General features: G+C 65.9%; 7 protein-coding genes, 2 tRNA genes and 1 riboswitch. Of the genes, 6 read left to right on the top strand and 3 right to left on the bottom strand.

Annotation, left to right across the window (positions count from 1 at the left end; genetic code table 11):
- Window positions 1-82: 82 nt before the first annotated feature.
- Complete coding sequence (gene rnr / locus ABD866_RS03910) at window positions 83-2410, bottom strand: ribonuclease R (RefSeq protein WP_345061341.1); 2328 nt, start codon at window positions 2408-2410, stop codon at window positions 83-85.
- Between the two features lie 19 nt (window positions 2411-2429).
- Here rnr and ABD866_RS03905 point away from each other — a divergent pair.
- Window positions 2430-2514, top strand: a tRNA-Leu gene (locus tag ABD866_RS03905).
- 248 nt (window positions 2515-2762) lie between these two features.
- Window positions 2763-2847, top strand: a tRNA-Leu gene (locus ABD866_RS03900).
- Window positions 2848-3031: 184 nt separating this feature from the next.
- Here ABD866_RS03900 and ABD866_RS03895 read toward each other — a convergent pair.
- A complete protein-coding gene (locus tag ABD866_RS03895; RefSeq protein ID WP_345061339.1) occupies window positions 3032-5665 on the bottom strand; it encodes a DUF349 domain-containing protein in 2634 nt (877 codons plus the stop codon).
- Between the two features lie 948 nt (window positions 5666-6613).
- Here ABD866_RS03895 and ABD866_RS03890 point away from each other — a divergent pair.
- From ABD866_RS03890 to ABD866_RS03875, 4 genes are all read left to right on the top strand, one after another.
- On the top strand, window positions 6614-7483 hold the full coding sequence (locus ABD866_RS03890; RefSeq protein WP_345061337.1) for a lytic transglycosylase domain-containing protein: 870 nt from the start codon (window positions 6614-6616) through the stop codon (window positions 7481-7483).
- Window positions 7484-7681: 198 nt separating this feature from the next.
- Window positions 7682-7831, top strand: a riboswitch (ZMP/ZTP riboswitch).
- A 33-nt stretch (window positions 7832-7864) separates the two neighbouring features.
- A complete protein-coding gene (gene glyA, locus ABD866_RS03885; protein ID WP_345061335.1) occupies window positions 7865-9109 on the top strand; it encodes a serine hydroxymethyltransferase in 1245 nt (414 codons plus the stop codon).
- 71 nt (window positions 9110-9180) lie between these two features.
- Window positions 9181-9630 carry a transcriptional regulator NrdR gene (gene nrdR, locus ABD866_RS03880; protein ID WP_345061333.1) on the top strand — a complete coding sequence of 150 codons (450 nt, stop codon included), beginning with the start codon at window positions 9181-9183 and terminating at the stop codon, window positions 9628-9630.
- Window positions 9631-9875: 245 nt separating this feature from the next.
- Window positions 9876-10787, top strand: coding sequence for a DMT family transporter (locus tag ABD866_RS03875; protein WP_345062473.1), 912 nt, complete (start codon window positions 9876-9878; stop codon window positions 10785-10787).
- Between the two features lie 38 nt (window positions 10788-10825).
- Here the strand turns inward: ABD866_RS03875 and aroC are convergent, their stop codons facing one another.
- On the bottom strand, window positions 10826-11920 hold the full coding sequence (gene aroC, locus ABD866_RS03870; RefSeq protein WP_345061331.1) for a chorismate synthase: 1095 nt from the start codon (window positions 11918-11920) through the stop codon (window positions 10826-10828).
- Window positions 11921-11984: the final 64 nt, after the last annotated feature.

The following is an 11984-nucleotide window of genomic DNA, read 5'->3' as shown; positions in this document are numbered from 1 at the left end:
AGCCCGCTTTGCAGGCCCCTCTTTGCGGCACTGCGGAATCCTGCAGTGCGCCCGCCGCTCCTCAGCAGCGCCACCGCTGCGGTCAGCCCCGGCGTGTCTTGCGGGCCTTGCCCTTGCTCGCCTTGCCCGGGGTGGTCTTCTTGGCCACGGCCTTGGCCCCGCTGGCAGGCGCGCGCGAACCGCGGCCGCGGATCGGCTCCGCCTCGTCAGCCACGGACACCGCATGCGACTTGCCAGTCTTGCGGCCAGAGGACGCGTCGCGGCTCTTGCGTCCCGCACCGCCAGCCGCATCGGTCGCCAGACCTTTGTCTTTGAGTGCGCGGCCCAGCAGTTCCTCGCCCTCGCGCACCAGGCGGAAGTCGATCTTGCGGCCGTCCAGGTCCACGCGGCTGACCTGCACGCGCACCCGCGCGCCAATCGCATAGCGGATGCCCGTGCGCTCGCCACGCAGCTCCTGCCGCGCTTCATCAAACTTGTAGTACTCGCCCCCCAGTTCCGTGATGTGCACCAGGCCTTCGACATACAGCGCATCGAGCGTGACGAAGACGCCAAAGCTCGTCACAGCACTGACCACGCCGCTGAACTCTTCGCCCAGGTGCTCGCGCATGTACTTGCACTTGAGCCAGGCCTCCACGTCACGGCTGGCTTCATCGGCACGCCGCTCGTTGGCGCTGCAGTGCAGGCCTGCGGCTTCCCAGGCCTGGGTGTCGCGCGTGCGCGCAGGCTCACGCCGCGGGGCCATGGTGGGCGCAGCCACGCGCGAGGCCAGGCGCTTGGCCAGCTTGGCATGCGCCTCCCCCGGGGTGGGCAGCGCTGGCAACTGGTAGCGCGAGCCCCCCAGGATGGCCTTGATGACCCGGTGCACCAGCAGATCGGGGTAGCGCCGGATCGGACTCGTGAAGTGGGTGTAGGCCTCGAACGCCAGCCCGAAGTGGCCGCTGTTGATCGGCGTGTAGATGGCCTGCTGCATGGAGCGCAGCAGCATGGTGTGGATCTGCTGAGCGTCTGGACGGTCCTTGGTGGCAGCTGCGATCGCCTGGAACTCCGAGGGGTGCGGGTTGTCGCTGATGCTCATGCCCACGGCCATGGCCTTGAGGTAGCCGCGCAGGATTTCCTGCTTCTCGGGCGTCGGTCCCTCATGCACGCGGAACAGCCCGGGGTGCTGGCTTTGCTGGATGAAGTCGGCGCTGCAGACGTTGGCGGCCAGCATGGCTTCTTCGATGAGCCGGTGCGCATCGTTGCGCGTGCGCGGCACGATCTTTTCGATGCGGCCGTTTTCGTCGCACACGATCTGGGTTTCGGTGGTCTCGAAATCCACCGCACCCCGCTGCTGGCGTGCGGCCAGCAAGGCCCGGTACACGTCGTGCAGGTTCAGCAGATCCTGCACGCGGGCCTGGCGGCGCGCGGCCTCGGGCCCGCGGGTGTTGGCCAGAATGGCCGCCACCTCGGTGTACGTAAAGCGCGCGTGGCTGTGCATCACTGCCGGGTAGAACTGGTACGCATGGATCTCGCCCTGGGCGTTGATCAGCATGTCGCACACCATGCACAGGCGGTCCACGTCGGGGTTGAGCGAGCACAGCCCGTTGGAGAGCTTCTCCGGCAGCATGGGAATCACACGCCGCGGAAAGTACACGCTGGTGGCGCGGTCGTAGGCATCGATGTCGATGGCGCTGCCCGTTTCGACGTAGTGGCTCACGTCGGCAATCGCCACGAGCAGGCGCCAGCCTTTGCCGCGGCCCACGCGGGCGGGCTCGCAATACACGGCGTCGTCAAAGTCGCGCGCGTCTTCGCCGTCGATCGTGACCAGCGGCACATCGGTCAGATCGATGCGGCGCTTCTTGTCGGTGGCGCGCACCTTGTCGGGCAGGGCCTTGGCCTGGGCCAGGCAGTCGTCCGAGAACTCATGCGGCACACCGTATTTGCGTACGGCGATCTCGATTTCCATACCCGGATCGTCCACCTCGCCAAGCACTTCGGTGATGCGGCCCACGGGCTGGCCGAACAGCGCGGGCGGCTCGGTGAGTTCGACCACCACCACCTGCCCGGGCTTGGCCGTACCGGTAGCGCCCTTGGGAATCAGGACATCCTGGCCGTAGCGTTTGTCCTCCGGTGCCACCAGCCAGACGCCGCTTTCCTGCAGCAGCCGCCCGATGATGGGCTGTGCGGGACGCTCGATGATCTCGACGACGCGGCCTTCGGGGCGTCCTCGGCGGTCGTGCCGCACGATGCGCACCCGCACGCGATCCTTGTGGAGCACGGCACGCATCTCGTTGGGGGGAATGTAGATGTCGGGTTCGGCGTCGTCCCGCACCACGAAGCCGTGGCCGTCGCGATGCCCCTGCACGGTGCCTTCAATTTCGTCCGACAGGAGGCTGGTGTTGCTGTTGACGGCGTTTTTTTTGATATACAATCTGAGTCTTTCCTGAAATGCCCAGGTGGCGGAATTGGTAGACGCACTAGTTTCAGGTACTAGCGAGTAACATCGTGGAGGTTCGAGTCCTCTCCTGGGCACCAAGTTTAACGAGAACCACTCCAAGGTTTTTGAAATATCCAAAGCCGCCAGAGATTTCTGGCGGCTTTTTTGTTGGCCGGCTCGGCACACGCCAGCGCCGCCCTGCGACACCGGCAAGCCGCAACCCTTCGTTCCTCTGAACCTGATCAGTCCGGCAACGCATCGCCCCCATCCGACGCGAAACAGCCATCGCACAGAGCATTGCAAACACGCACAAAAACTGCTGTATAATTTGAGTCTTTCCTGAAATGCCCAGGTGGCGGAATTGGTAGACGCACTAGTTTCAGGTACTAGCGAGTAACATCGTGGAGGTTCGAGTCCTCTCCTGGGCACCAAAATACAAAAAGCCGTCCTCTGGACGGCTTTTTTCATGGCTCTCTCGGCAAGTCGCTGAATCAACGATGCGGCCCCCTCGCGTCTGCTCAGGCAATACAGAGCGCAGCCCCTCACCGACGTTCCACACCCCGCAAAAAAAGCGGGCCCTAAGGCCCGCTTTTGATGCAACGCGACTGCCAGACGTCATAAAGCCTTGCGCAGCAGCGCCTTGAGCACCGACTGCAGCCGGCGCGCCAGTGCGGCTTCATGCCCTGTCTTGAGCAGCGACGCGACATCGTGCCCCCAGGTCTGGTCGGGCGCCGGATCGTTGCGGCGCGTGAGCAACTGCAATTGCAGCAAGCGGCGCTCTGACAACTGATCGGCTGGTGATGGCACATCAGCGGCAATCTCCAAACGCAGCATCAACGCACGGCCATCGCCCTGGGCAGCGTGACCCAGCGCTTGCACCCAAGCGGCGCGTACGGCCGGGCTGACCCTGCTGCCCAGGTCCTGTGCAGAAGGCACCAAGCTCGCGTTCCGCTGCTCCCATGCGCCCAGCAATTGGGTCAGCACCTCGCCGTGGGCCTGCGCCGCCAGCTTGCGCAGCGCCATCTGGGCATGCTCTACCGCATCGCGCTGGGCACGGAACGCGGTATCGCCCAAACGCGGGCCACGGGATTCCGGTCGGGCGCCATCACGCACGCCACTACCGAAACGACGCCCCTCGTCGCGGCGAGGATCTCCCCGGCCGTCACGACCAGCGCCTCGCGCATCCCGGCGGTCTGCACCGCGCGCAGGCGCTGCGGCCAGATCCTTGCGCGCACCCGGACGGTCGTCGCCGCGCACGGCCACCACCGTGCGCGGTGCAGCCACAGGCACAGCCGGCGCAACAGCGGTGTCAGCCTCTGCGGCAGGAGCCTGCTGCGCCGCCGCGGATGCGGCAGCCTCGGCAGGCTCAGCTGGCGCCTGCATGGCCGCTTCGAGCGCTTGCAGACTGGCACGAATGCGCTGGGCATCGCCACTGGCCGCTGCCGCTTGCACCTCTTTCGAGGCCTCCAGCACCGCACGGTCGCGTGCGTTCAACGGCTCTGCGGTGCGGTCGCGCTGGCTCGACTTGCGCTGAAAAGCGTCGTCCAAGGGCTTTCGGAACGCATCCCACAGACGCTGCTCGTGCTTGCGGTCCAGCGGCACGGCCTGCGCTTCAGCCTGCCAACGTTGCTGCAACGCCTTGATGGCGTCGATGCGCAGCGTGGCGGCAGCACCCAGCTGTTCAGCCTCTTGAATCATGGCCTCGCGGCGTTGCAGGCTTGCGGCCTGAGCCGCCTCCAGAGGCGCAGAAGCGGCAACCATCGCGTCCTTCCACAGGGGCTGCAGCTCCGCAAACAGCTTGTCGCCCACATGGCCACTGTCACGCCAGCGTTCGGCGAACTGACGCAGCGCGCGCTGCATCTCCTTCCAGTCGGTTGCCGCACGGTGCTCGGCCGCCCACGCCTTGACTTCTTCAATCAGGGCCAGGCGCTGTGCCTTGTGTTCCGCCGCCTCGGTGCGCACGCGCTCCAGCCACGCTTCCACCACCTTGTGCGCCGCATTGCAGGCTTCATCGAACTTTTTCCACAGCGCATGGTTGGGCAGGCCACCTTGGTCCGCCTGCTTCCATTGTTCACGCAGCTGGCGCAGGCTCTCCTGAATCTTGCGTCCGCCCAAGGCCTGACCGGCCGGGCGCTGCAGCAACGCCTGCGCTTTGGCGATCAGTTCCTCGCGTACCTGGTCGGCCCCCCAACGCTGCCAGCCCTGCAGCTCTCCTGCCGCCACCAGAGCCGCGTGCACACGCGCCTCCAGGGCCTGGTCGATCCAGCGGCCGTGCTTGCGCAGCAAGCCGCGCAAGTTGCCGGCCGCATCGGCCATGGGCTTGGCATGGCCCTGCGCCGTCTGGGTTTCCAGTGCCACCACGGCGGGTTCGACGGCCTGCCGGGCCAGCTCTCGCACCGGACCGTCGTTGGCGGCCGGGCGCGCTGCACGCGCGGGCTTGGGCTCTGCAGCCGATGCGGCCACCGGCACTTCGCCGCGAGCCACCCGCAGTTCGTCGGCCCACACGGGTACCGGGGGCAAGCTCGCAGAGGCGTCTTCGGCTGCAGCCACCGCTTGCTGCAGAGCCAGTTGAAAAGCATCCCATACCACCAGCAATTGCGTACGGGCGGCATCCAACTGGGGCGGAAAACGGGCTTCAACGCTCGGCCATGCAGCGTCGGCGCTCAATTCACCAGCTTGGTCTTGCCAGCGCTGCACATCGGCACGCAAGGTCTCCAGCGCCGCCTGTGCGTCGCGCCAGGGCTTGGTCGACAGTACCTCGATGCGTTGCGTGAGGAGCACTGCGGCTTCGCGCTGCACCTGCACACGGTGCTGCAGGTCTTCAATCACCTTCACCCGTTCGGACAGTTGCGTCTTCAGAGCCGAGAGCGGCTCACGAGACAAGGGGGCTCCCGCTTTCGCGGCGTCGCGCTGCCACGCCAACGCATCGGCGATGTTCAGCCTCGCGCCCTCCAGCAAGCGCGTGGCCTTCTCGGCCCATTCGACCGCAATGGCCTCCTGATCCCGGGCGCGGCGGATCTCATCCATGCGCTCCCGTACCGCACGGGCTGCGCCTTTGTCGCGCGCACTCAACTCCTTGAACACTTCCTGCAGAGCGTCCAGCGCGGGCTGGGTGGCCAGCCACTCGCGGATGCGGGCCGAACGCTCGCCAGAGGTCTGGGCAGAAAAAGCACCACCGGTCAGGGCATCCAGAGGGTGGGGCTCGGAGGTTTTGGCCGGAGCCGGGGTCACATCGGGTGCGTCGGACATGGTGTTGCGCGAAAAAAGAGAAAACATGAATCGGAGCCCATCAAACACGGCCAAAAGGCCACAAGGGCCTTGTGTGCCAGCAGCCCGGGTACAGCGAGCCCACGGCCCTGCCTCTGCACCCAAAGGCTGTATTTTGACCGGGTTCAGATCGCCACCCGCCAGATGAACCCAGTGCAACGGGGCGACACACCGGAATAAGGGCCGCGCAGCAGGCGACGCGACATGGCCGTGCGCGCCCTTTGTACACGCGGCGCCACCTCAAAAAGAAAGCCCGGCGCCCTGGTTGGTACAGGGCACCGGGCCAGACGGCGGACACAAGGTCCTGCACATCAGCGCGGCCGGGAGGATGCTGGTCCCGGCCCGCAGGAGCAAGGGATTGCTCCTCAAGGGTGCCAGCCTGTCGTCTCCGCTGCACCTTGGCACTGCATGCTTTCGGAGGGGGATCAGACCCGGCTGGCGATGCCCGCGTTTGCAGGCGACTTCACGATAACAAAGCACAGCACGCCCGGCAAACGATGATTTTCAATGGACCAACGGTCGCGATTGGAGCCCTCTTTCCACCGGAACCACCGTGGTCCCGAGCACTGCCTGACGCCGCTGCGGTGGACCGACCGCGTCCCATCGTTACGGAGTGCTGCCGGCTGCATGTTGCCAGCAAACTACTGTGCAAAAGTACAGCATTGATATTTTCAAAATGTATTAAGAAGAAATTTTTAAGTATTGACCAGGAATTAAACCTCCTCCTAGAATCCGCCAGCCCCACAACAGGCTAGTACAAACCCCAAGCCGCTGCCGACCCCGGCGAACTGGATCCTGAGGTACCGCGCAACCCTTCGGTGGTGCTGAGCGCGCGGTGCAGGAACCAGGGCTACCAATCAAGGCCTACGCGCCCCGCAGCCGATGCATGCACCGGCTGCCATGCGCCACAGGCCTCGGAAAGGAAGAGCTATGACAGCGACAGGACGCATCGTCTCAGGCCTGCGAAATACTGCGGCCCGCGTGATGAGCGGATTTCTTGAACTGACCCACAACGGCTTCGCCCTGCTGGGACTCGCCGTGGCCTTCGTGGCCATCACGCTCGTGGCACGCCCCGATCTGCGTGAAAGCGGCGAAGCCCAGCTGCGCGAGTGGCTGCGTGACCGCCATGTGGCCATGGCCGGCCTGCCAGTGGAGCCCGATGCCATCGAGCGCGCCACGGCGGCCAATCCACAAGACCTGCCTCGTGAGCAGGCCCTGCTGGCCCTGTGGCTCAGCCGCAAATACCGCGTGGCCCCCGAGCCACTGAGCGCCATCGTGGCCGAAGCCTATGAAATCGGGCGCACCATGAAGCTCGATCCCATGCTGATCCTGGCGGTGATGGCCATCGAGTCCAACTTCAACCCCTTTGCACAAAGCGCGGTCGGAGCCCAGGGGCTGATGCAGGTGATGACCCGTGTACACACCGACAAGTACCAGTACTTCGGAGGCCACATGGCCGCCTTTGATCCTGTGAGCAACCTGCGCGTAGGCGCCAAGGTGCTGCAGGAGTGCATTGCCCGCGCGGGCTCGGTCGAAGGCGGGCTGCGTTTCTACGTTGGCGCAGCACATCTGCCGGAAGACGGCGGCTATGTGGCCAAGGTGCTGGCCGAGCATGGGCGTCTTCAGCAGGTGGCGGCAGGCCGCAACGTGCCGCTGCAGCCCCCTGTGGCAGTGCCCACCCCAGCACCGACGGCCGCCGCGGCGCCTGCCAGCGCAGCCACAACACCCCAAAGCGCCAAAGCACCCGCGGCAGAAAAGCTCGCGCTGCTTGAATCGGCCGCGACGCCCGCTACCCCCTGAGCGAGCGGCAGACCTCCAGGGGCCAGATGCGCCCCAGGGGTACGTGGGGCCCGCCATGCTGGCGGGCCGGAAGGATCGCGTGGCCCGTTTCGCCAGCACATGCGACCGACACGGGCATCCCGGAACGCCCCCCCCCGAGCAGATAGGCCCCAGCGGATGGGGGCGCGCCAGCACCAGACCGCGCGGCTGGGCTAAACTAGTGGGGTACGCGACTGGCGATAGGCGCGGGGCACTTGCCCCGCCGCTGACGTGGAAACCAGCGGGCAGTCATTGCCCGTGAACCACCGGGGAGCGTGCCGCAGCCGGCTGTGGCCGGTTCGTGTTCCGCCGTTCGCCTGGGCAGCCCTTGATTCCAAGGGACACAACGTTCATAGGACTGCCATGTACCACCGCAATATCCTCGTCGAACAGACCGACCCCGAGCTCTTTGCTGCCATCCAGGCCGAAAACCGCCGCCAGGAAGAGCACATCGAGCTGATCGCCAGCGAAAACTACGCTTCGCCCGCCGTGATGTGGGCCCAGGGCACACAACTCACCAACAAGTACGCCGAGGGCTACCCCGGCAAGCGCTACTACGGCGGCTGTGAATATGTGGACGTGGCCGAGCAACTGGCCATTGACCGCGTCAAGCAGTTGTTCGGTGCAGACGCCGCCAACGTGCAGGCGCACTGCGGTGCATCGGCCAATGAAGCGGTGTTTCTTGCCTTCCTGAAGCCCGGCGACACCATCATGGGCATGAGCCTGGCCGAAGGTGGCCACCTTACGCACGGCATGCCGCTGAACATGTCGGGCAAGTGGTTCAACGTGGTGTCCTACGGCCTGAACGAGAAGGAAGAGATCGATTACGACGCGATGGAGCGCAAGGCCCACGAGCACAAGCCCAAGCTGATCGTGGCTGGAGCCTCGGCCTACAGCCTGCGCATCGACTTCGCCCGCTTTGCCAAGGTGGCCAAGGACGTGGGAGCGATCTTCATGGTGGACATGGCCCACTACGCGGGCCTGATCGCCGCAGGCGTGTATCCCAACCCGGTGCCGCATGCCGACGTGGTCACCAGCACCACCCACAAGAGCCTGCGCGGCCCGCGCGGCGGCATCATCCTGATGAAGGCCGAGCACGAAAAGGCCATCAACAGCGCCATTTTCCCGGGTCTGCAGGGTGGTCCGCTCATGCACGTGATCGCGGCCAAGGCCGTGGCCTTCAAGGAAGCGCTGAGCCCCGAGTTCAAGCAGTACCAGCAGCAGGTGATCACCAACGCCCGCATCGTGGCCGAGACACTGACCGAGCGGGGCCTGCGCATCGTGAGCGGCCGCACCGAGAGCCACGTGATGCTGGTGGACCTGCGCTCCAAGGGCATCACTGGCAAGGAAGCCGAGGCCGTGCTGGGCGCCGCCCACATGACCATCAACAAGAACGCGATCCCCAACGACCCTGAAAAGCCGATGGTGACCAGCGGCGTGCGCGTGGGCACCCCCGCCATGACGACCCGCGGTTTCAAGGACGAAGAAGCCCGCGCCACGGCGCACCTGATCGCGGACGTGCTGGACAACCCGCGTGACGAGGCCCACCTGGCCGCAGTGCGTGCCAAGGTGCATGCGCTGACCTCGCGCTTCCCGGTCTATCGCTGAGCCTGGCGGCCCGGCCACCTGCGCGCAAGCGCGGGTGGTTACGGCCCCTGGCCCCCGCCAGACATCGCCCGATGAAATGCCCGTTCTGCGGACACCCCGAAACCCAGGTCGTTGAAACCCGCGTGGGCGACGACGGGGTGTTCATTCGCCGCCGCCGCCGCTGCGGTGGCTGCGACAAACGCTTTACTACCTATGAGCGGCCGGAGGTGAGTTTTCCGGCGGTGGTGAAGAAAGACGGCCGACGGATTGAATACGACCGTTCCAAGTTGCAAGGCTCATTCAACCTGGCCCTGCGCAAGCGGCCGGTGAGCACCGAGCAGGTCGACTCGGCCATCGAACGCATCGAGGAAAAGCTGCTCAACCTTGGCCAGCGCGAAGTGCTGTCCAGTCGCATCGGCGAACTGGTGATGCGCGAACTCAAGAAGCTCGACAAGGTGGCCTACGTGCGCTTTGCCAGCGTGTACCGCAGCTTCGAAGACATCGACGAGTTTCGCGCGCTCGTGGACGAAGTGCGCAAGTAGCGGGCGCAGCGCAGCACATCGACTGCGCATGGCCCGCGCCCACCCTCCGGCTCCGGCCTGAACCAGCGCTCGTGCAGGAGGCCATCGGCAGGCCGGCGCAAGTCACGGACGTTACACACCTTCTACCACCGACTTGCTATCGATTTAATAGCTGCTCGTGCTTGCTTAATAAGCACGAGCAGCTATTTTTACTCTTAACAGTTGCACCACACGAACCACGGCAAACCCAAGGGCAGTGCCGCACAATCAGCGCCGTGAAAACCCGCCATTTCCTGCAGCTGGTGCTGCTGTCTGCGCTGTGGGGCGCATCGTTTCTGTTCATCCGCGTGGCCAGCCCGGTGATGGGGCCCAATGTCATGGCCGCGCTGCGCATTGGCCTGGCCACGGTCACGCTGATGCTCATCATGCGGCTGGCGCGCGAGCGCTGGCCCTGGCAGCACTGGAAGGAGCTCGTGGGCCTGGGCGCGCTCACGGTGGCACTGCCCTTTCTGCTCTACGCCTGGGCTGCGCTGCGGCTGCCCGCAGGCTACAGCTCGCTGCTCAACACCATGGTGGTGCCGTTTGGTGTGCTGACGGCCGCCTGGATGAAAGAAGACACGCTGAGTGCGCGCAAGTGGCTGGGTTGCCTCTGCGGTTTTGTGGGCGTGGCGCTGATCGTGCAACTGGGCCCTGTGCAGCCCACACCCGCCCTGCTGCTGGCAGCGCTGGCCTGTGTGGCAGCGGCCGCCTGCTATGGGGTCTCGACGACCTGGATGAAACGCTCCACCCAGCGCATGTCGCCCCTGGCGGTAGCGGCGGGCATCCACGGCACGGCCTTGGTCATGCTGCTGCCAGGGGCGGCCTGGTCGCTGCCTGAGGCGCGCTTCACGCCCTCAGCGCTGGCAGCGGTGGCGGTGATGGGCGTCGTGACCTCGGGCCTGGCCTATTGGCTCAACCTGCGCGTGCTGACCCAGGTGTCGCCCGTGGCGGCCATGAGCTCGGCCTTCATGATTCCGCTGTTCGGCGTGGCCTGGGGCCACCTGTTCCTGAACGAGCCCCTGGGCCCCGGCATGTTCTGGGGTGGTGCGCTGGTGCTGCTGGCCACGGGGCTGGTGACGGGCTTCAACCCGCTGAACCTGCTGGCGAGCCTGCGCGGAGAGCGGGCGAGCCCGCCCTGAGACTGGCGCGAGGCAGCACAGCCGCCGCGTGCAACGCTTCAGGCGCTGGCAGGAATCGGCCCCACGGGCACGCGCACGTCAGCGCACTGCGCACGGTGGCGCAGCGCGTGGTCCATCACCACCAGCGCGAGCAGCGCTTCGGCAATGGGCGCAGCGCGAATGCCCACGCAGGGGTCGTGGCGGCCCTTGGTGATCACTTCCTGGCTCTGGCCGTGCACGTCGATGGATTCGCGCGGGCTGATGATCGAGCTGGTGGGCTTGATCGCGATCGACACCTCGATGTCCTGCCCCGTGCTGATGCCCCCCAGGATGCCGCCCGCGTTGTTGCTGCGAAAACCCTCGGGCGACATGGAATCGCCATGCACCGTGCCGCGTTGCGCCACGCTGGCGAACCCGGCGCCAATCTCCACGCCCTTGACGGCGTTCAGGCCCATCATGGCGTAGGCGATGTCGGCATCGAGCTTGTCATACAGCGGCTCGCCCAGACCCACAGGCACGCCCGTGGCCTGTACGCGGATGCGAGCGCCACACGAGTCACCGGCCTTGCGCAGGCGGTCCATGTAGTCCTCGAACGCCGCCACATCGGCGCAGGGCGCAAAAAACGGGTTGTGCGGCACATGTTCCCAGCTCTCGAAAGGCATGGGCAACTCGCCCAGCTGGGTCATGCAGGCGCGGAACTCGGCCCCGAACTGCTCGCGCAGCCACTTTTTGGCCACAGCGCCAGCCGCGACCGTGGGGGCGGTCATGCGCGCCGACGAGCGGCCACCGCCGCGCGGATCGCGAATGCCGTACTTGTGCCAGTAGGTGTAGTCGGCATGGCCCGGCCGGAAGCTCTGGGCAATGGCCGAGTAATCCTTGCTGCGCTGATCGGTGTTGCGGATCAGCAGCGCGATCGGGGTGCCAGTGGTCTTGCCTTCGTACACGCCCGACAGGATCTCGACCGCATCGGGCTCGTTGCGCTGGGTCACGTGGCGACTGGTGCCGGGTCTGCGGCGGTCCAGGTCGCCCTGGATGTCGGCCTCGGTCAGCGCCATGCCGGGTGGGCAACCATCGATGACGCAACCGATTGCAGGGCCGTGGGATTCACCAAAGTTGGTGACGGTAAACAGGGTGCCGATGGTGTTGCCGCTCATGCGCCGGATTATCCCAGAGCGCCGCCGGCCCGCGCCCAAGCGCCTGCGCCGGTTGGCCATGGCG

Source organism: Acidovorax lacteus (assembly GCF_039540375.1).
GTDB classification, from domain to species: Bacteria; Pseudomonadota; Gammaproteobacteria; order Burkholderiales; family Burkholderiaceae_C; genus Acidovorax_G; species Acidovorax_G lacteus.
Note: the sequence above shows the minus strand (reverse complement) of the source record. Positions and strands in the feature narration are given on the sequence as shown.